At 65.4% G+C, this 20,785-nt stretch carries 18 protein-coding genes; 9 read left to right on the top strand and 9 right to left on the bottom strand.

Features of this window, described 5'->3' with window-relative positions; genetic code table 11:
• The first annotated feature begins 3 nt into the window (after window positions 1–3).
• Window positions 4–2,787 carry a malto-oligosyltrehalose synthase gene (treY, locus tag JQ573_RS15680; protein ID WP_212310694.1) on the top strand — a complete coding sequence of 928 codons (2,784 nt, stop codon included), beginning with the start codon at window positions 4–6 and terminating at the stop codon, window positions 2,785–2,787.
• Between the two features lie 9 nt (window positions 2,788–2,796).
• On the opposite strand, the gene JQ573_RS15685 is transcribed toward treY, so the two are convergent.
• Entirely contained in the window at window positions 2,797–3,105 is a 309-nt protein-coding gene (locus tag JQ573_RS15685) for a polyhydroxyalkanoic acid system family protein (protein WP_092125961.1), read from the bottom strand.
• 166 nt (window positions 3,106–3,271) lie between these two features.
• On the opposite strand from JQ573_RS15685, the gene JQ573_RS15690 reads away from it, so the two are divergent.
• The gene (locus JQ573_RS15690) at window positions 3,272–3,436 is read left to right on the top strand and encodes a DUF3309 family protein (RefSeq protein WP_076865768.1); all 165 of its coding nucleotides are present in this window, start codon (window positions 3,272–3,274) and stop codon (window positions 3,434–3,436) included.
• Window positions 3,437–3,610: 174 nt separating this feature from the next.
• Here JQ573_RS15690 and ligD read toward each other — a convergent pair whose 3' ends face one another.
• A complete protein-coding gene (gene ligD, locus JQ573_RS15695; protein WP_212310695.1) occupies window positions 3,611–6,235 on the bottom strand; it encodes a DNA ligase D in 2,625 nt (874 codons plus the stop codon).
• A gap of 106 nt (window positions 6,236–6,341) precedes the next feature.
• Here ligD and JQ573_RS15700 point away from each other — a divergent pair, with 106 nt between their 5' ends.
• Window positions 6,342–7,229 (top strand): Ku protein, encoded by an 888-nt coding sequence (locus JQ573_RS15700; RefSeq protein ID WP_212310696.1) that lies wholly within the window; start codon window positions 6,342–6,344, stop codon window positions 7,227–7,229.
• Between the two features lie 109 nt (window positions 7,230–7,338).
• Here JQ573_RS15700 and JQ573_RS15705 read toward each other — a convergent pair whose 3' ends face one another.
• From JQ573_RS15705 to JQ573_RS15735, 7 genes are all read right to left on the bottom strand, one after another.
• Entirely contained in the window at window positions 7,339–7,569 is a 231-nt protein-coding gene (locus JQ573_RS15705) for a DUF6496 domain-containing protein (RefSeq protein WP_212310697.1), read from the bottom strand.
• Between the two features lie 164 nt (window positions 7,570–7,733).
• Entirely contained in the window at window positions 7,734–8,423 is a 690-nt protein-coding gene (locus JQ573_RS15710) for a response regulator (protein ID WP_212310698.1), read from the bottom strand.
• Window positions 8,420–11,131: a sensor histidine kinase KdpD gene (locus JQ573_RS15715; protein WP_212310699.1), complete on the bottom strand. Its 2,712-nt coding sequence runs from the start codon at window positions 11,129–11,131 to the stop codon at window positions 8,420–8,422. Before JQ573_RS15715 ends, JQ573_RS15710 begins: the two co-directional genes overlap by 4 nt.
• Before the next feature lie 39 nt (window positions 11,132–11,170).
• The gene (locus JQ573_RS15720) at window positions 11,171–11,776 is read right to left on the bottom strand and encodes a K(+)-transporting ATPase subunit C (protein WP_212310700.1); all 606 of its coding nucleotides are present in this window, start codon (window positions 11,774–11,776) and stop codon (window positions 11,171–11,173) included.
• Window positions 11,777–11,889: 113 nt separating this feature from the next.
• Window positions 11,890–14,001: a potassium-transporting ATPase subunit KdpB gene (kdpB, locus tag JQ573_RS15725; protein ID WP_212310701.1), complete on the bottom strand. Its 2,112-nt coding sequence runs from the start codon at window positions 13,999–14,001 to the stop codon at window positions 11,890–11,892.
• A 24-nt stretch (window positions 14,002–14,025) separates the two neighbouring features.
• Window positions 14,026–15,729, bottom strand: a complete 1,704-nt coding sequence (gene kdpA / locus JQ573_RS15730; RefSeq protein WP_212310702.1) for a potassium-transporting ATPase subunit KdpA — start codon at window positions 15,727–15,729, stop codon at window positions 14,026–14,028.
• A gap of 119 nt (window positions 15,730–15,848) precedes the next feature.
• Entirely contained in the window at window positions 15,849–15,938 is a 90-nt protein-coding gene (locus JQ573_RS15735) for a K(+)-transporting ATPase subunit F (protein ID WP_016846764.1), read from the bottom strand.
• A gap of 495 nt (window positions 15,939–16,433) precedes the next feature.
• On the opposite strand from JQ573_RS15735, the gene JQ573_RS15740 reads away from it, so the two are divergent.
• The 6 genes from JQ573_RS15740 (at window position 16,434) to JQ573_RS15765 (ending at window position 20,782) form a co-directional block, all read left to right on the top strand.
• Window positions 16,434–16,898: a hypothetical protein gene (locus JQ573_RS15740; RefSeq protein ID WP_212310703.1), complete on the top strand. Its 465-nt coding sequence runs from the start codon at window positions 16,434–16,436 to the stop codon at window positions 16,896–16,898.
• Window positions 16,899–16,911: 13 nt separating this feature from the next.
• A complete protein-coding gene (locus JQ573_RS15745) occupies window positions 16,912–17,187 on the top strand; it encodes a hypothetical protein (protein ID WP_092116205.1) in 276 nt (91 codons plus the stop codon).
• A 114-nt stretch (window positions 17,188–17,301) separates the two neighbouring features.
• On the top strand, window positions 17,302–17,556 hold the full coding sequence (locus JQ573_RS15750; protein WP_212310704.1) for a hypothetical protein: 255 nt from the start codon (window positions 17,302–17,304) through the stop codon (window positions 17,554–17,556).
• A 9-nt stretch (window positions 17,557–17,565) separates the two neighbouring features.
• Window positions 17,566–18,507 (top strand): 4-hydroxy-tetrahydrodipicolinate synthase, encoded by a 942-nt coding sequence (gene dapA / locus JQ573_RS15755; protein ID WP_212310705.1) that lies wholly within the window; start codon window positions 17,566–17,568, stop codon window positions 18,505–18,507.
• Window positions 18,508–18,626: 119 nt separating this feature from the next.
• The gene (locus JQ573_RS15760; RefSeq protein WP_212310706.1) at window positions 18,627–20,024 is read left to right on the top strand and encodes a nodulation protein NfeD; all 1,398 of its coding nucleotides are present in this window, start codon (window positions 18,627–18,629) and stop codon (window positions 20,022–20,024) included.
• Window positions 20,021–20,782, top strand: a complete 762-nt coding sequence (locus JQ573_RS15765; protein WP_092116211.1) for a slipin family protein — start codon at window positions 20,021–20,023, stop codon at window positions 20,780–20,782. Before JQ573_RS15760 ends, JQ573_RS15765 begins: the two co-directional genes overlap by 4 nt.
• Window positions 20,783–20,785: the final 3 nt, after the last annotated feature.

Here is a 20,785-nt window from a genome sequence, read left to right on the forward strand (position 1 = left end):
ACAATGCCTCCGGCGATCCCGATCGCAACCTACCGACTGCAACTCACTGCCGATTTCGACTTCGATGCCGCCGCCGCCGTGGCGCCATATCTGAAGGCACTCGGCATCAGCCATGTCTATACCTCGCCCTTCATGAAGGCGCGCAAGGGATCGACCCATGGCTATGACGTCGTCGACCACACCAAGTTCAACCCGGAGCTCGGCGGCGAAGAAGGCTTTGCACGGCTCAGCGACGCCTTGAAGCGCCATGACCTCGGCCTGATCCTGGATTTCGTGCCGAACCATGTCGGCGTGCACTTTGCCGACAATCCGTGGTGGCTCGACGTGCTGGAATGGGGACCGGTATCGCCCCACGCGATTTCCTTCGACATCGACTGGGACCTCCTGCCCTATCGCGCGCGCGGCGGCGTGCTGCTGCCGATCCTCGGCACATCCTATGGCCAGGCGCTGGAGCGCGGCGAGATCGAGCTGCGCTATGACGCGAGCGAAGGCAGCTTTTCCGCCTGGTATTTCGAGCACCGCCTGCCGATCGCGCCGGAGCGCTATGGTGAGGTGCTGCGGACCACCGTCCGCGAGGCCGGCGCCGAAGACAGTCCGGCCGGGCGCGCGATGCTCGAACTCGCCGCCAGGTATCGCGGGCTGCGTCACCCCAACCGCAAGGAAGCGCCGGCCCTGAAGGCGGCGATCAAGGCGATCGAGGGCAGTGCCGAAATCATCGCGCGCGGGCTCGATGCCTATCGCACCAGTGAGGACCGGCCGACCCGGACACTGGCGCTGCATCACCTTCTGGAGCGTCAGCACTACAAGCTCGGCCACTGGCGGCTTGCCTCAAGCGACATCAACTATCGCCGCTTCTTCGACGTCAACACCCTGGCCGGCCTCAGGGTCGAGGACGCCGCCACCTTCGAGGCGAGCCACAGTCTCGTGAAGCGGCTGATTGCGGAAGACCGGCTGCAAGGCCTGCGACTCGACCATATCGACGGCCTGCGCGACCCCGCCCAATACTTCCAGCGCCTGCACCGCCTGATCCGCTCCGCGCAGGGCGCCAAGGCCAAGCCGATCTACATGGTGGTCGAGAAGATCCTCGGCGAGGACGAAAGGCTAACGAAATTCAGCGGCGTCCATGGCACCACCGGCTATGAATGGATGAACACGATCAGCCAGGCGCTGGTCGATGGCGGCGGCCTCGATCCGCTCAACGAGATCTGGCGCCAGATCAGCAACCAGTCGCCGAATTTGACGCCGGTGCTGCGCGCGGCCAAGCGCCGCGTGCTGGAGACCTTGCTGACCAGCGAATTCACCGTGCTGGCGCGGCTGCTCGCGCGTATCGCCAGCGGACACTATTCGACCCGCGACTTCTCCGCCGACAGCCTGCGGCAGGCGCTCGAGCTCTATGTGCTGCACTTCCCGGTCTATCGCACCTATCTTACCGTCTCCGGCCCGAACGCGCATGACCGCGCGCTGATCAGCGCGACCATCGAGCGCGCCCGCGCCGACTGGTTCGCCGCCGACGAAGGCATCTTCGACTTCCTGCGCGATGCCCTGACCATGGACCTCCTGAAGCCCGGCCGGCCGCCGCACGGTGCGCCACGGATCCGGCGCTTCGCGCTGAAGGTGCAGCAATTCACCGGGCCGATGATGGCGAAATCGCTGGAGGACACCACCTTCTATCGCTACCACCGCCTGCTCGCGCTCAACGAGGTCGGCGGCGATCCGGCGGCGAGTGCGATTGCGCCCGAGACCTTCCACGCCATGATGCAGGCCCGCGCCCGCGAATGGCCGCACGGCATGACGGCGACCGCGACCCACGACACCAAGCGCGGCGAGGATGCCCGCGCCCGGATCATGGCGCTTGCGGAGATCCCCGGCGAATGGACCAGCGCGGTAGCGCGCTGGAAGGTGCTCAACGCGCCGCATCTGGTGCTTGACGGCGAGATGCGCGCCCCGTCGGCAACGTTCGAATACATGCTGTATCAGGCCCTGCTCGGCGCCTGGGACCCGGACGACGCATCGCTGGTCGGGCGCATCCAGGCCTATGCCCTGAAGGCCGCGCGCGAGGGCAAGCAGGAGACCAGCTGGCTCAATCCGCACGAAGCCTACGAGGCGGGTGTGAAGACCTTCATCGCGCGGATCCTCGATCGCAAGGCCTCGCCTGAATTCCTCGATGCGCTGGAGACACTGGCAGAGCGCACCGCGCTGATCGGCGCGCTGAACTCGCTGAGCCAGATCACGCTGAAGGCGACGATGCCGGGGGTGCCGGATTTCTACCAGGGCACCGAAAGCTGGGATCTTTCGCTTGTCGATCCGGACAACCGCCGTCCGGTCGATTTTACCGCACGCGCGGGCATGCTCGCGGCGCTGGAGACGCCGGACTGGGACGCGCTGGCGCAGGACTGGCGCGACGGCCGCCTGAAGTTCGCCTGGACGCGGCAACTGCTGCGGCTGCGCAACGAGCTGCCCGAGGTATTCAGCAGCGGCGACTACCAGCCGCTCGCGGTCCGCGGCCCGCATCGCGATCATGTCATCGCCTTCGCGCGGCGCCACGGTCGCGAGGCGGTCATCGTCGCGGCGGCGAAATCATTTGCCCCGTTCACACAGGGCGGGCGCAGCTGGCCACGCCCCGAAGCATTTGAGGGCGAGATCGACCTGACTGGATACGCGCTCCCGGGCGGCGACAGCAGGATTCAGCTCTCGGCGCTGTTCGCGAGGCTGCCGGTCGCGGTGCTGAAGGCGAGAGCCGTAGCTGGCCCCAAGCAAGCTTCAAGGCGTCCGCGCGCGCACGGCTAGCGCCGCGCGTCAGCGCTTGGTCAGCAGCAACTGCCCGCTCTTCTGAATGGCCGCCTGCGCGACCTCGGCAAAGCGTTGCAGCAGCCACGGCAGCGTCACCTCCAGGCGGACATGGGTATCCTCGACATCGAGATGTCCGGCCGCGACCTGTCCCAGCGCGCGGACGCGGAAGCTCATGCGGTTATTCTCCCAGCGCTCTTCGTCGACGCTCATCACAGGCACGTTCGCCGCTGCGCGCGACAGGCCCGTCTTCAGCCGTCGCATGGCCTCGTCGCGGCCGAGGCTGTGGGGAATCGAGACGATCAGCGGAGCCGACATCGCGGTGCACTCCTCCATGGATTCCCCTGATGTAATTGTGTTCCAGCGCAAACGGAAGGACCACACAGGTTTATAGCACCGCCGAATCCGGAACCTTCGTAGTTCCCACGTGTTTCCTTTCCCGAAGGGCAGAGATTAATGGGCCCACGGGCTGAGGAGAGACTCAATGTCACTTGGAACGATCATTCTGATTATTCTGGTCATCGCGCTGCTTGGCGGCTTCAGCGGCATCGGCGGCGGACCGTTCTACGGCACAGGCTATTATGGCGGCGGCGGTCTCGGCCTCGTGATCGTGATTCTGCTGATCCTGCTTCTGCTCGGACGCCTGTAGCCTGCGCGGATGTTGCGCACGATCCGCATCAACAACTATCATCACCCGCGAAAGCGGGTGATCCATTATTCCAGAGACGGTGGCGATTGAACCGATGAGCCGCAGCGTACTGGATACCCCGCTTTCGCGGAGTATGACGACTAAGCCAGCGGCACAAGCTTGCCTAAACGTTTGCTACTCGGCCGCGAGCTTCTTCATCGCCGCCTTGATCGACGAGGCCGCATCCTCATAGCCGTCCCACGCCTTGCTCTTGGCGAGCAGCGCCGGCACCGACCGCACCGTATATTTCTTCGGATCGAGGTCGCCGCGCACCTGAGCCCAGGTCAGCGGCATCGACACCGTCGCGCCCGGACGCGCCCGCGGCGACAGCACCGCAACCGCGGTCGAGAGCCGGTCGTTGCGCAGATAATCGAGGAAGATCTTTCCGGTGCGCTTGGCCTTCGACATGTTGATCAGATAGCGCTCGGGGTCATCCTGCGCCATCCACTGGCAGATGCCTTGCGCGAACGCCTTGGCCTCCTTCCATGTCACCTTGTCCCTGGCGCCTGCGAGCAGCGGAGCCACGACGTGAAGGCCCTTGCCGCCGGTGGTCTTGCAGAAGCTCTCGAGACCGACCGCGGTGAGCCGCTGGCGCATGTCCTTGGCGGCGTCGACCACGTCGGAGAATGCGACGTCGGGCGCGGGATCGAGATCGAACACCAGGCGGCCCGGTGTGTCATAGGCATCGGGCGCGCAATTCCAGGGATGCAGCTCGAGGCCGCCGAGTTGCGCGACCGCCGCGAGGCCTTCGACCTGGTCGATCTGCAGATAGGGTTTGCGGTCGCCGGAGACCTTGGCGAGCTTGAGGAGCTTCGACGTGCCGGCCATCGCGTGGCGCTGGAAGAAGGTCTCGCCCTTGATGCCGTCAGGCGCGCGCACGATCGAGCATGGCCGGCCCTTGAGGTAGCCGATCATCCATGCGCCGACCGCCTCGAAATAGCTGGCGAGGTCGAGCTTGGTCACCGGCGCGCCGTCGCCGGCATCGGGCCACAAGGCCTTGTCCGGGTGCGAGATGGCGACGCCCATGACCTCGCCGGATTTTGCTTTCGCCATCGGCTTCACCACTCTGGTTACGACCGGCCGCTCGGCCTCGACCTCATGCGCCGGCTTGTCCTGGCGCAGGCCCTTGAACGCCGCCTGGCGGATATTGCCGGCGTCGGTCCAGCCGGCGAACTCGATCTCGGCGACGAGCTCCGGCTTCAGCCAGTGCACATCGCGGGTCTTCTTCGGCGCATCCTTGCCGCCGAACGGGCTGGTGTCTGATGCCGCCGCCTTCAGCGCCGGCATGATGCGGCGGACCGTGTCCTGGCCGAAGCCGGTGCCGACGATGCCGACAAACTCCAGATGGTCGCCGCGATAGACGCCCGCCATCAGCGAGCGGAATTTGCCGTTGGTGGTCTTCCAGCCGCCGATCACCACCTCATGGCCGGCGCGGATTTTCGCCTTGGTCCAGTCGTCGGAGCGGCCGGAGCGATAGGCACCGTCGAGCCGCTTGGAGACGATGCCTTCCAGCCCGAGCTTGCGCGCGGAATCCAGCACGGCGTCGCCACGCTCCACGAAATGCTCGACATAGCGGATGAGCCTGCTTTTGCGCGCGGCCAACAGCGCCTTCAGCCGCGCCTTGCGCTCGCTGAGCGGCAGCGGCCGGAGATCCTCGGAGCCGGCAAACAGCAGATCGAAAGCGTAGAAGATCAGCTGGTCGGTCTTGCCGTCGGACAGCGCGGCCTGCAGCGTCGAAAAATGCGGAATGCCGTTCTCGTCGAGCGCCACGATCTCGCCGTCGATCAGGGCATCCGGCAACTTGCCGGCCTCCTTCACGATCGCGCCGAACTTGTCGGTCCAGTCGAGCCCCTTGCGGGTCTTCACCAAGGCCTCGCCGTCCTCGACGCGAAGCTGCACGCGGTAGCCGTCGAACTTGATCTCGTGGCACCAGCCGGCGCCATTGGGCGGGCTCTCGACCGCGGCGCAGAGCTCCGGCGAAACGAAGTCCGGCATCTCCGCCACTTGCTTCGGTTGCGCCTTCGGCCTCGCCTTCAATTGCGCTTTCAATTTTTCTTGGGGCGCCGGCGCCTTGGTCCTGGCGCGCGCATCCGCGGCCATGCCGTGATTGGACTGCCAGACCGCATCCGCTTTGGCCTTGCCGTTGCCCTTCGCCAGCATGAACGGCTTCGGCGCCCGGCCCTTGCCAGCCGCGATCTCTGCCATCGAACGGCCGGAGGCGACCGAGCGGTCCTCGTCGAGCACCGCTTCGCCATTGGTATCCACGGCGTATTCGTCGCGGTGCTTGATCAACAGCCAGTTGGTGCGCTTGCCGCCAAGGCGGTCGTTCTTCATCCGCACCAGCACCCAGCTGCCGTGCAGCTTGTCGCCGTGCAGGGTGAATTTCAGGTCGCCCTTCCTGAAGCCGCGCTCGGGATCGTCGGATTCCCAGGTGCCGCGATCCCAGAGCTGCACCGTGCCGCCGCCATACTGGTCTTCCGGAATGGTGCCTTCGAAGTCGCCATAGTCGAGCGGATGATCCTCGACCTCGACCGCGAGCCGCTTGTCATGCGGATCGAGCGAGGGTCCACGCGTCACCGCCCAGGACTTGAAGACGCCGTCGAACTCCAGCCTGAAATCATAATGCAGCCGCGTCGCGTCGTGCTTCTGGATGACGAAGCGCCGCTGCTTGCCGGGCGCCACCTTGACGTCGCCCGACGGCTCATTGGTCTTCTCGAAGTCGCGCTTCTTGCGATAGGTGGTGAGATTTCTCAGCGACACGTCCAGGCCTCGGCGCAAACCACGGCCGCCGCAACCGTGCGGCCATCAGGAACCAAAACCTACGGTATCCGTTCAAGTTCCAAACTCAAGCTGTTTGGAGACGATCATGGCCGCCCCCCGCGCCTACTGGAAAGGCACACTTAAACTCTCGCTGGTGTCGTGCCCCGTGGCGCTTTACCCGGCCTCGACCACGGTCGAGAAGACCCGCTTCCACATGATCAACCGGGAGACCGGCAACCGGCTGAAGCAGCAGATGGTCGATACCGAGACCGGCGACGTCGTCGAGGGCGACCAGAAGGGCCGCGGCTACGAGGTCACCAAGGGCAAATATGTCGAGATCGAGAAGGACGAGCTCGAGGCGGTCCAGATCGAAGGCAACCACACCATCGACATCGACAGTTTTTTGCCCGAGGACGAGATCGACAAGCGCTATCTCGACCAGCCCTATTACATCAGGCCGGACGGCAAGGCCGGCGTCGACGCGTTCGCGGTGATCCGCGACGCCATGAGGGACCAGGACCGCGTCGCGCTGGCACGGATCGTGCTGACCAACCGCGAGCACGTGATCGCGATCGAACCGCTCGACAAGGGCATGCTCGGCACCACCCTGCGCTATCCTTACGAGGTGCGCGATGCCGGCGACTATTTCGACGACATCAAGAGCCCGAAGGTGACCAAGGACATGGTCGAGCTCGCCGGCCACATCCTCAACAGCAAGGCAGCGCATTTTGATCCGTCGAAATTCAAGGACGAATATGAGACCGCGCTGAAGGCGCTGGTCCGCCGCAAGGCCGCCGGCAAGCCGATCAAGGCGGCCGTGCGCGAGGAGAAGCCGAGCAACGTAGTAAACCTGATGGATGCGCTGACGCAGAGCCTGAAGGACCGAAAAGGTGGCGCACGGCGGTCGGGCCCCGCCGCACGGCGCCCGGCCTCGCACCGCCGTACCGCAAAGAAGGCGCACCGGTCGAGCGCGCGGTCGCGCAAGGCGGGTTGAATCGATGCGCTGGTCATGCCCGGGCTCGACCCGGGCATCCATCTACTTGGCCAGAAAGACGTGGATGGCCGGGTCAAGCCCGGCCATGACGAACGGAGGCAGTTTAGCCCTACTTCTTCTTTGAGCTCTTTCGCTTCTTGGCTGTCTTGCGCTTCTTCGCAGTCTTCTTCTTCGGTACCTTCCGCCCCTTGGCGCGGGCCTCTGACAGACCGATCGCGATCGCCTGCTTGCGGCTCTTCACCTTTTTCTTGGAGCGGCCGCTGCGCAGCGTGCCGGCCTTGCGCTTCTTCATCACACGCTCGACATCGCTTGATGCCTTCCGCGAGTATTTTCTTGCCATGGCTTCTCTCCCAATAAGGGAAACCAAGCCTCGATGGAGACGAAAGTTCCGACGGTGTCGTCGCCCGGCTCGACCGGGCGACCCAGTATCCCAGAAACCGTAGCGATTGAGCAGAGAGGCCGCGGCGTACTGGATGCCCCGCTTGAAGCGGGGCATGACAACGCCTAATCCGCCGCGCGTAGCCGATAGCCGATGCCGGTCTCGGTCAGCACGAATTGCGGACGCTCGGGGTCGGCCTCGATCTTTTGGCGGAGCTGGCGCACATAGACGCGCAGATATTGCGCGTCGGTCAATTCGTCCCACAATTCCTTCAAGAGGAAGCGATGCGTCAGCACCTTGCCGGCGTGCTGCACCAGCACCCGCAAGAGATCGTATTCCTTCGGTGACAGCTTGATCTCTCTGTCGCCGACCTTGACGATCCGGCGCACCAGGTCGACCGAGAGATCACCGGAGCGGAACACCGGCCGCTCGCCCTGCACCTGCAGCTGGTGGCGCAGCGCCGCGCGCAGCCGCGCCAGCAATTCGTCCATGCCAAACGGCTTGGTCAGGTAATCGTCGGCGCCGAGATCGAGCGCCTGCACCTTGCCGGCCTCGTCGCCGCGGCTCGACAGCACCACGATCGGCACGCTCTCGTTGCGGCCGCGGATCATGCGCAGCAAGTCGTGGCCCTGGATGTCGGGCAATCCGAGATCGAGGATGATCAGTGCCGGCCCCTCGCCCAGCATCTCCAGCGCGATTCTGCCGTTGGAGGCCTCGAGGATGTCGTAGCCCTGCGTGCTCAGTCCCATCCGTAAGAGCTTGCGGATCGGCGGCTCGTCGTCGATGACCAGGACTTTGATCGGCGTCGCGTTCATGCAGCAGTGTCCAGCGCGTTGGTGTCGGCCGGGATCGGCAGGCGGATGGTGATGACGGCGCCGCTCCGGTCGGAGCGGTTGGCCGCCGCGATCGTGCCGCGCATCGCCTCGACGAAACCGCGCGAGATCGCAAGGCCGAGGCCGGTGCCGGGGCGGACATGGTCGCCCTTCTCGGCGCGATAGAACTTGTCGAACACGCTATCAAGCTCGGCGGCCGGAATGCCGTTGCCTTCATCGAGGATCTGCAGCGCGATGGTGTCGCGGTCGCGCGCGCCGCGGATCGAGATCGTGGTGTCCGAGGGAGCGTATTTGGCGGCGTTGTCGAGCAGGTTGAACAGCACCTGCTCGAACAGCACGGCGTCGAGCTCCAGCATCGGCAAGTCGGCGGCGAGCTCGAGCGACACCCGGTGATGCACCAGGATCTTGGCGGCACGGCGCAGCGCGCTGCCGACGATCTCGCCGACATCGTGCCGCGCCGTGTTGGGCACGATCGCGCCGGATTCCAGCTTGGTCATGTCGAGCAGATTGGCGATGAAGCGATTGAGCCGCTCCGACTCGTCGATCACGGTCGCAAGCAGATCATGCTTCTGGGCATCGCTCAGGCTGGCGCCGAGATCGCGCAGCGCCGAGGCCGAGCCGAGCACCGAGGCCAGCGGCGTCTTGAGATCGTGCGAGATCGAGGTCAGGAGCGCGCCGCGCAGCCGGTCGGACTCGACCGTGCGCTTGACGCGATCCAAGTCCTCGACCAGCAGCACGCGCTCGATCGCGAGCGCCCCCTGGTCGACCAGCGCGTCGAGCAGTCGGCGCTGGTCTGGTGTCAACAGCGGCCCGGTGCGGTCGTCGTCGATGCCGATCACGCCGATCGGGCCGCGGCCGGTGCGCATCGGCAGGAACAATCGCTTGCCGCCCGGCAGCGTGTCCGAGCCGCGGCCGGCCGGGCGATCGTTGCCCCACGCCCAGTTGGCGGCGGCGAGATCGGCCTGATCGAGCTGGTCTTCCGGCGGATAGCCGCTCTTGACGGTCAGCATCCCGCCCTCCGGCAGCAACAGCACCACACGCACCTTCAGCATCAGGGCGATCTGGTAGGCAGTCGCCCACAGCACGTCGTCGAGCGTCGCGGTGCCGGCGAGCTTGCGGCTGAAGGCATAGAGCGACTCGGTGGTGCGGACGCGGCCGATCGCGGTGTCGGCCTGGACGCGCACCCGCGCCGCGACGTTGGAGACCAAGAGCGCGATAAGCATGAAGAAGAAGAACGCCGCGACATTGGTCGGATCGGTGATGGTGAAAGTATAGACCGGCGGCAGGAAGAAGAAATTGTAGCACAGCGACGCCGCAACGCTGGCCAGCAGCGACGGCCACAGGCCGTAGCGCGCCGCCGCACCGACCACCGCGGTGATGAAGACGAGGTCGACATTCTCGATGCCGAAGAACGGCTGGATCAGCTTGGCCGCGCCAAGCCCGATGGCTGTCAGCAGCAGCGCCATCAGATAGGGCCGCGGGTTGAACGGCTCCTGGCGCTGCGCGGTCTGCACCGCCGCCTTGCCGACCGGCAGCTCGTCGCCGGCGATCACGTTGACGCTGATATTGCCGGCGCGGCGCACCAGATCGTGCACCACCGAGCCGTGGGTCAGCTCGAACCAGCGCGAGCGGCTCGACTTGCCGATGATGATCTGGGTGACGTTGTTGGCCTGGGCGAAATTGATGACGTCGTCGGCGATGCGGCGGCCGACGCCGGGAAGGGTCAGCGCCTCGCCGCCGAGCGATTCCGCGAGCCGCATGGTGTCGGAAAGCCGATCGCGCTGCTCGTCGTTCAGCTGCAGGCTACGCCGCGTCTCGATGCTGACGGCGGTCCATTGCGCATGCAGCCGGTCGGCCAGGCGCTTGGTGTAGCGCACGAGCCCGGCCGCGCGCGGATCCTCGCTCAGGCACACCAGGATGCGCTCGCCCGCCGCCCAAGGCCCCTGGATGGCATTGGCCTGCATGTGGGTGAGCAGCTGCTCGTCGACCCGCTCGGCGGTACGGCGCAGCGCCAGCTCGCGCAGCGCGGTCAGATTGCCAGGCGAGAAATAGTGCTCCAGCGCGCGTTCGGCCTGCTTGGGCACATAGACCTTGCCCTCCTTCAGCCGCTGGATCAGGTCGTCTGGCGTGAGGTCGATCAGCTCGATCGCATCGGCGCGATCGACCACCGAGTCGGGCACGGTCTCCCGCACCCGCACATGGGTGATCTGCGCGACGACGTCGTTGAGGCTCTCGATGTGCTGGATGTTGATCGCGGTGTAGACGTCGATGCCGTGCGACAGCAGCTCCTCGACATCGAGATAGCGCTTGGGATGCCGGCTGCCCGGCGCATTGGTGTGGGCGAGCTCGTCGACCAGTGCGAGCTGCGGCCGCCGCGCGATCAGGGCGTCGAGGTCCATCTCCTCGAGCGTCTGGTCGCGATAGGCCAGCCGCTTCCGCGGTATCACCTCAAGACCCCTGAGCAGCGCCTCGGTCTCCACCCGCCCGTGGGTTTCGACGACGCCGACCACGACGTCGACGCCCGCCTTGAGGCGGGCGTGGGCGCTCTGCAACATCTCGTAGGTCTTGCCGACGCCGGGAGCTGCGCCGATGAAGATCTTCAGCCGCCCCGATCGATCGGTCTCCCGGCGCGCCGCCTCCAGCAGCGCATCCGGCGAGGGTCGTTTATGGGGGTCACGCTGATTGGCCATACCGCAATATAGTCATCCTGCGAGAGCGGGCCTACTCCCCTATTTTGCCTTTGCCGCGTCGAGCGCCAGGTTGAGCGCAAGAACGTTAACGCGGGGCTCACCGACAATGCCGGCGAAACGGCCCTGCGTGTTCTGCGTCACCAGCTCGCGCACCGCGTCCTCCGACATGCTGCGCGCCTTCGCCACCCGCGGCACCTGGAACAGCGCGGCGTCCGGCGAGATGTCGGGATCGAGGCCGCTGGCCGAGGTGGTGACGAGATCGACCGGCACGCTGGCGGTCGGATTCTCCGCCTTCAGCTTCTCGACATCCTCCTTGACCCGGTCGTTCAGCGCCTTGCTGGTCGGGCCGAGGTTGGAGCCACCGGAATTGGCCGCGTTGTAGGGCGCCGGCACGGTCTTCGTCGAATCGTTCGGATCGGGCGCGACCGTCGCCGACGGCCGGCCGTGGAAGTATTTATCCTCCTTGAACTCCTGCCCGATCAGGGCGGAGCCGATCACCTTGCCGTCTTTCTCGATCAGGCTGCCTTGCGCCTGCTTCGGAAAGATGACGCCGGCGATCGCCGTCATGGCGAGCGGATAGGCAAGGCCCGTGATCGCGGTCAGCAGGACCAGCACGAGGATGGCGGGACGGATTTCTCTAAGCATTGTCGGTCTCCTCAGTCTGCTTCGTCATTGCGAGCGAAGCGAAGCAATCCACGGTTCAGCACGGGGATCGATGGATTGCTTCGTCGCTTCGCTCCTCGCAATGACGGTTGTGGTTACGCAAGGCCCAGGGCGGCGACGATGAGGTCGATCGCCTTGATGCCGATGAACGGGATGATGATGCCACCTAAGCCATAGATCATCAGGTTGCGGCTGAGCAGCGCGCCGGCACCGACCGCGCGATACTTGACGCCCTTCAGCGCCAGGGGAATCAGCGCGATGATGATCAGCGCGTTGAAGATGATCGCCGACAGGATCGCGCTCTGCGGGCTCGCCAGGTGCATGACGTTCAGCACCTGAAGTTGCGGATAGAACGCCAGGAACATCGCCGGGATGATCGCAAAGTATTTTGCGACGTCGTTGGCGATCGAGAACGTGGTCAGCGCACCGCGGGTCATCAGGAGCTGCTTGCCGATCTCGACCACCTCGATCAGCTTGGTCGGGTTGGAGTCGAGGTCGACCATGTTGCCGGCCTCGCGGGCCGCCTGGGTGCCGGTGTTCATAGCGACGCCGACATCGGCCTGCGCGAGCGCCGGCGCGTCGTTGGTGCCGTCGCCGCACATCGCGACCAGCTTGCCCTTGGACTGCTCGTCGCGGATCAGCTTGAGCTTGTCCTCGGGGGTTGCCTGCGCCAGGAAGTCGTCGACGCCAGCCTCGGCCGCGATCGCGGCCGCGGTCATCGGATTGTCGCCGGTGATCATCACGGTGCGGATGCCCATGCGGCGCAGCTCGGCAAAGCGCTCGCGGATGCCGCCCTTGACGATGTCCTTCAGATGCACGACGCCGAGCAGCTTGCCGTCCTTGGCGACCGCCAGCGGCGTGCCGCCGGCCTTGGCGATCTCATCGGCAATCGACTGGATCTCGCGCGCCTCGGCGCCCATGGTCGCCGCGACCGCACGGACGGTGTTGCCCGAGGCGACGGTGCGGGGCGAGCCGCCGTCGACATAGGCGAGAATGGCGTCGACCGCACCCTTGCGGACCGACGAGGTGCCGGCATCGATGCCGCTCATGCGGGTCTGCGCGGTGAACGGCACGAAGGTCGCGGCAAGCTCGTGCATGTCGCGGCCACGGATGCCGTACTTCTCCTTGGCGAGCACCACGATCGAGCGGCCCTCCGGCGTTTCGTCGGCCAGCGAGGCGAGCTGGGCCGCGTCGGCGAGGTCCTGCTCGGAGACGCCACGGATCGGACGGAACGCGGCCGCCTGGCGGTTGCCGAGCGTGATGGTGCCGGTCTTGTCCAGCAGCAGCGTATCGACGTCGCCGGCGGCCTCCACCGCGCGGCCGGACATCGCCAGCACGTTGAAGCGCACCAGGCGGTCCATGCCGGCGATGCCGATCGCCGACAACAGCGCGCCGATCGTGGTCGGGATCAGCGTGACGAACAGCGCCACCAGCACCACGACCGAGATCGAGCCGCCGGCATAGGCCGCATAGCTCGGGATCGTCACCGTCGCGAACACGAAGATGATGGTGAGGCCCGCCAGCAGGATGTTGAGCGCGATCTCGTTCGGCGTCTTCTGCCGCTCGGCGCCCTCCACCAGTCTGATCATGCGGTCGATGAAGGTCGAGCCCTGCGCCGCGGTGATGCGGACGCGGATCCAGTCGGACAGCACCTGGGTGCCGCCGGTGACCGCCGAACGGTCGCCGCCGGACTCGCGGATAACAGGCGCGGACTCACCCGTGATCGCAGCTTCGTTGACCGAGGCGACGCCTTCGATCACCTCGCCGTCGGACGGAATGTTGTCGCCGGCCTCGACCAGCACGATGTCGCCGACCTTCAGCGAGGTACCGGGCACCATGCGATAGGTCCGGTCGGTGCCGGTCAGCAGCTTGGCCTGGCTCTCGGTGCGGGTCTTCTTCAGCGATTCCGCCTGCGCCTTGCCGCGACCTTCGGCGACGGCTTCGGCGAAGTTGGCGAACAGCACCGTGAACCAGAGCCAGAGGATGATCTGGAAGGTGAAGCCGAGGTTGGCGCCGCCGGTGACGAGGTCGCGTACGAAGATGATTGTGGTCAATGCGGCCACCACCTCCACCACGAACATCACGGGGTTCTTCATCATCAGCCGTGGATCGAGCTTGACGAAGGCCGACCAGATCGCCGGCACCAGGATTTTCGGGTCGAGCATGGTCGACGCCGTCACCTGTTTCTGCAGTTTCATGGTTTCCATGGATTTCACTCCGGACGTATTCGATCAGAACAGGGTGTTGGCGTTCATGGCGAGGTGCTCGACGATCGGCCCGAGCGCGAGCGCCGGGAAGAAGGTCAGACCGCCGATGATCAGGATCACGCCGATGACGAGGCCGACGAACAGCCCGCCCGTAGTCGGGAAGGTGCCCGCCGAGGCCGGGATCGACTTCTTCTCGACCAGCGATCCCGCGATCGCCATTGCCGGCACGATCATGAAGAATCGGCCGACGAACATCGCCGAGGCGAGCGTGAGGTTGTAGAACAGGGTGTTGCCGGTGAGGCCCGCGAACGCCGAGCCGTTGTTGCCGGTCGCCGAGGTAAAGGCATAGAGCACCTCGGTGAAGCCGTGCGGGCCGGCATTGGCCATCGAGGCCACCGCCGACGGCAGCACGACGCCGACCGCGGTCCAGCCGAGATACATCAGCGGCAGCACCAGGATCGCGAGCATCGCCATCTTGACCTCGCGCGCCTCGATCTTCTTGCCGACATATTCCGGCGTGCGGCCGACCATCAGGCCGGCGACGAAGATCGCCAGCACGACGAACAGCAGCATGCCGTAGAAGCCGGCGCCGACGCCGCCGATGATGACTTCGCCGAGCTGCATATTGATCAGCGGGATCATGCCGCCGAGCGCGGTGAAGCTGTCATGCATGGCGTTGACCGCGCCGCAGGAGGCGGCGGTGGTGACGACGGCGAACAGCGAGGACGCGACGATGCCGAAGCGGACCTCCTTGCCCTCCATGTTGCCACCGGAGAGACCCAGCGCCTGCAGCGCGGAGGTGCCGTTGGCTTCCGCCCAGTAGGTGACGGTGACGCCGGCGACGAACAGGATGCCCATCACGGCGAAGATCGCCCAGCCCTGGCGCTCGTTGCCGACCATGCGGCCGAACACGTTGGTCATCGCAGCGCCGAGCGCGAAGATCGAGATCATCTGCACCAGGTTCGACAACGCGGTCGGATTCTCGAACGGATGCGCGGCGTTGGCGTTGAAGAAGCCGCCGCCATTGGTGCCGAGCATCTTGATCGCAACCTGCGAGGCCACCGGCCCGAGCGCGATGGTCTGCTTGCCGCCCTCCAGCGTGGTGGCGTCGACATAGGCGCCGAGGGTCTGCGGCATGCCCTGCCAGACCAGGAACAGCGCATAGACGATGCAGATCGGCAGCAGGACGTAGAGCGTGCAGCGCGTGACGTCGACCCAGAAATTGCCGACCGTGCGCATCGACGAACGGGTGAAGCCGCGGATCAGCGCCATCGCCAGCGCGATGCCGGTCGCCGCCGACAGGAAGTTCTGGTGGGTCAGGCCGAGCATCTGGACCAGATAGGACAGCGTGCTCTCGCCGCCGTAGTTCTGCCAGTTGGTGTTGGTGATGAAGGAGATCGCGGTGTTGAAGGAGAGATCCTCCGCAACCGCGGTCTGGCCGGCCGGGTTGAACGGCAGCACCGCCTGCAGCCGCATCAGGCCGTAGATGAGAGCGAAGCCGCCGACATGGAACAGCAGCATGGCGACCGTATAGGTCAGCCAGTGCTGCTCGCGCCGCTCGTCGACGCCGCCGACCCAGTAGATGCCGCGCTCGACGGGGCGCAGCACGGGTGAGAGGAAGGTGCGCTCGCCATTGAACACGCGGGTCATGTACCAGCCGAGCGGTTTGACCAGCGCGACCACGATCGCGCAGAACAGAATAATTTGAATCCAACCGATGACGGTCATTGCGTCAAACCTTTCGAATGGGTGCGAAGCGCAGCAGCGACGCGAACACGCCGAGCAACAGCCCGGTCAGCACCGCGTCGGCCAACAGAATTGTGCAAAGCGCTGACATCGCGGGCCGCCTAGAAGCGTTCGGGCCGCAGCAGTGCGTAGGTGAGGTAGAACAGCAGGCCGAGCGAGACGAGGCCGGCGAGCGAGTAATCGAAGATCATCGCCGCCTCCCTTAAAGCCGTTCGCAGGCGTAGGCGTAGCCGATGCCGGCGGCGAAGAAGCCGATCGCGAGCGCCGCCATGAGAATGTCCATCATGAGAGACTCCTATGCATCCGAGGGGCGCGGGACGACCGTATAAGCGCTCCGCGCCGGATGACCGTGAGGTGCCATCCGGGGCATAGGTTTTCGAGATGTGACGCATAAGGACGTTATAGGAATCCTATAAAGGCCTCAGTGCCGCCAACACTCTCCGCCGTCGTCCCGGCGAAGGCCGGGACCCATAACCACAGGGCGAAGTTTTGCGATGGCTGGGGACCCAGCGTGATCTCACAACCAAATTCGGTGGCTATGGGTCCCGGCCTTCGCCGGGACGACGCATGATCTTTATGGAATCCCTATATCTCCGCCCCTCGCCTCATCTCGTTTTCAAATGGCCATCAGGCCATTTTGGGCCTGCGGCCAATGCCTTGAGCCGCGCGCAAGACGAGATGACGCCATGTCCGTGCTATCCCAACCCACCTCCACCGACCTCGGCGAACGGCTGCGCGATGCCTATACTGTCACCGCCGAATTCATGGCCGACATCATCAGCCAGACCTGCCGGCGCTTTCCCTCGGCCGGGCAGAGCGGCAAGACCTCCCGTATCGAGCACCTGATCCGGTCCGGCGCATGGACCGACGCCGCGATCGCGCTGCTCGATCTCGAACTGCCGCAGTGGCAGATCCGCCGCCTGGTCTATGACGAGGGCGAGTGGTACTGCGCATTGTCGCGCGAACGCGAGCTGCCCGACTGGCTCGACCAATCGATCGAGGCCCACCATGCGGATCTCGCGCTTGCGATCCTCAGCGCCTTCGTCGAGGCGCAGCGGATCGCGGCCCCCGAGAACCGCACCAGCGTGCCCACCGTCCGTCGCGGCATCAGCTCACTCTACGAGCCTTTGTTCGTCGACAATATCGGCTGATGGCGGCGCCATCGTGAACGCAAAACAACTGCCGCAGCAGCTGCAGTCGGTCCAGGTGATGGTCCGGTTCGGTTTCCGGCTTGCCATCATGATCGGCTTTGCCGTGTTCGCCGGCGCAGGCTTCGGCAGGGGCCTCGTCACGCTGCTCTGGATGTCGGCACTGATCTGTGCGCTGGCCGGATTGGTCAAGCGCGAGATGCCGTTCGCGGCAAATCTCAATCACTGGGACGAGATGACCGCCTATGTCGCGCTGTGCGCACTCGGGACCGGCATCGTCCAGCACATCTAAGCCCACCCCTCAAATCCTATGCCGCTCCTATGAAGTCATCCATCGCTCGCGCTCGATTTCATATCCGGCAACACAGACATTGAACGCGTGACTTCCACCTGAAGGACTACAATCGTGAAACTCGTCGAACCTCCCTCGTGTAGCGCTGTGTCCACCATTGTCTTCATCGGCCGCAACCACCGCGGCCAGTGGGTCGCCCAGCAGCAGAACGGCCTCTATGGCGGCCTGTTCGTCAACCGCACCCAGGCTGTCAAATATGCGCTGTTCGAGAACGGCCAGCACCCCGAAATGATCGTCGAACTGTCGCGTGAGCTCGAGCTCGATATGCGCGGCGAGACCGTGCCCCTCCCCGCCAGCCGCGTGGCCTGAGCCGCCCCCATGACTGCGAAAGTCATTGCGAAGACGGTTGCGAAGGCGGATTCGGCGGCATGGCTGTCGGGCTTCATCCCCGACCTTCCAACCCCCTTCAACCACCGGGACGAGATCGACACCGAGGCGTTCGGCCGGCTGTGCGAGCGTCAGATCGCGGCCGGCGCTTCGGCGCTGGTGGTCGGCGAGACCGCGGGTGAAAGCTCGACGCTGGAGCCTGCAGAGCGCGTGCAGCTGGTTCACATCGCGGCCCGTGCCGCGCGCAAGCGGGTCCGCATCATCGCAGGCGCCGGATCGAACGCGACGGATCGTGCCGTCACGTTCACGCGCGCAGCGGAAGCGGCCGGCGCCGACGCCATCATGTCGGTCGTGCCCTATTACAACAAGCCGATGCCGCGGGGTATGGCGGCGCATTTCCGCGCCGTCGCCGCCGCCACGACACTGCCCGTGATCCTGCACGACATTCCCGCGCGGACCGTGAAAGGCCTCGCGGATGAGACGCTGGTTGAGCTCGCAGCATCGCCGCGTATCATCGGACTGCGAGATGGCAGCAGCGATGTCGCCCGCCTCAGGCGCCTGCGTCCACGCCTGCCGGCGACATTCCGGATGCTGACCGGCGACGACACCATGTCGCTCGCCTATATGGCCGCCGGCGGTGATGGCTGCATCTCGTCGGTCTCGAACGTCGCGCCCGATTTGTGCGTGGCGGTGACCCGGCATCTGCGTGAGGGCCGGTTGTATCAGGCGCGCGAGCTGCATCAGCGGCTGGTGCCGCTCGCGACGCTGCTGGAGCGCGAGCATCCCGCCGCCCTGAAATTCGCACTGGCACTGTTGGGGTTCATGCAGCCCGCGACGCGGCTGCCGATCGTTCAGCTCAACGGACCGGCGAAGGCCGAGATCGCACAGGCGATGACCGAAATCGCCGACGAATATCTGGCCGTCGCGCACTGAGCGTGCCACCACGCAGGCCATCGCAACGCACAATGGAATCAGCCCACCGCGTCCGTGACACCGCGCCATATTGAGGTTCCGGAACGGCGCCCCATATCCACGGCAAGGGAGTGCTTGCCGTGCAGACCTTCAAGGCGGCTCTCGTTGTGGCGATCGCCGTGGTCGCTCTGGTTGTTTCCATTGGTCCCGGTACGGCCACGGACAACAACCGTCTTGCCCTGACCATTTCAATCGACGGAGCGATCGGGCCGGCATCGGCCAGCTACGTCAAGGACGGCCTGGCGAAGGCGGCAGAGCGGCACGCCGAGATCGTCATTCTGCGCCTGAATACGCCGGGCGGTCTCAGCACCAGCATGCGCGAGATCATCACCGACGTGCTGGCCTCGCCCGTTCCTGTCGTCGGCTATGTTGCCCCCTCCGGCGCCCATGCCGCGAGCGCCGGGACCTACATTCTCTATGCGACCCATCTCGCAGCCATGGCGCCCGGTACCAATATCGGCGCCGCGACGCCGGTGCAGATCGGCGGCCCGATGCCGGGTCTGCCGGGCAGCACCCCGGACAAGGACGGCAAGGACCAGAAGGACGGCGGCAACCCGTCCACGACCAAGGATACCATGACGGCGAAGGTGACGAACGATGCCGTTGCCTTCATCCGCAGCCTCGCCGAACTGCGCGGCCGCAATGCCGACTGGGCCGAGAGGGCGGTCCGCGATGCCGCCACCCTCTCCGCCAACGCCGCGCTGCAGGCCCATGTCATCGAGTTCACCGCGCATGATCCGGCCGACCTGCTCAGGCAGGTCGACGGCCGGACGGTGGAGCTTGCCGGCGGCAAGACACAACGGCTGGCGACGAAGGATGCCGTGATCGAAGCCATCGATCCCAACTGGATCTCGCGCGTGCTTGCTGTGATCACCGACCCCAACATCGCATTCGTTCTCCTGATGGTCGGCATCTACGGCCTGATCTTCGAATTCATGTCTCCCGGCGCCGTGGCGCCCGGAGTTGTCGGCACGATCTGCCTGCTCCTCGGGCTCTACGCGCTGAACATGCTGCCGATCAACTACGCCGGCTTCGCCTTGATGCTGGTCGGGATGGCGCTGCTCGCGATCGAAGCCTTCAACCCGACCGTCGTGATCGGCCTCGGAGGCATCGTCGCCTTTGTGCTGGGAGCCGCCATGCTGTTTCGGATCGAGGCGCCCGGATACCACCTGTCATGGCCGCTCATCGGCATCGTCGCGGCGATGTTCGCAGGCCTCATTCTGGTCGTGCTCGGGGCGCTGCGCCGCGCGCGCAACGGTCCGTTCCGGACAGGTGCGCAAGCCATGCGCGGGCTACCGGCCGAGGTTCTCGACTGGTCCGAGACATCAGGTCACGTCTTCACCAACGGCGAACGCTGGCAGGCGCGCGGCACTGAGGCGTTCAAGGCTGGAGAGACGGTCGAGGTGGCCAACATCGTCGATTTGACGCTGGTGGTACGGCGTGCGCCGGCTTCCGCCGGCGAAGGAGGTACAGCATGATGCTTGATTATTTCACCTATGCGGCGGTCGTACTGCTTGTCATCATCTTCCTGACCCAGGCCGTGCGCGTCCTGCGCGAATACGAGCGCGGCGTCATCTTCACGCTCGGCCGCTTCACCGGGGTGAAGGGCCCGGGGCTCATCATCCTGATTCCGGTGGTGCAGCAGATCGTGAAGGTCGACCTCAGGGTGATGGTGCAGGTGGTGCCGCCGCAGGACGTGATTTCCCGCGACAACGTCTCGGTCAAGGTCAACGCCGTGCTCTACTTCCGCATCGTCGATCCCGAGCGCGCCATCATCAAGGTCGGCGACTACATGGCTGCGACCAGCCAGCTTGCCCAGACCACGCTGCGCTCGGTGCTCGGCAAGCACGAGCTCGACGAGATGCTGGCGGAACGCGACAAGTTGAACGCCGATATCCAGGAGACCCTCGACAAGCAGACCGACGTCTGGGGCATCAAGGTCACCGCGGTCGAGATCAAGGATATCGATCTCAACGAAACCATGGTGCGGGCGATCGCCAAGCAGGCCGAGGCGGAACGGCTGCGGCGCGCCAAGGTGATCAATGCGATGGGCGAGCAGCAGGCTGCCGAGAAGCTGGTCGAGGCCGGCCGGATCCTCGCCCAGGAGCCGCAGGCGATGCAGCTCCGCTATTTCGCGGCGCTGCATGATATCGCCGGCGAACGCTCATCGACCGTGGTCTTCCCGCTCCCGATGAACCTGCTCGATTACCTGACGCCGCGAGGTGGAACGACGTAATCC

The organism is Bradyrhizobium sp. AUGA SZCCT0105, assembly GCF_018129565.1.
Taxonomy (GTDB): Bacteria; Pseudomonadota; Alphaproteobacteria; order Rhizobiales; family Xanthobacteraceae; genus Bradyrhizobium.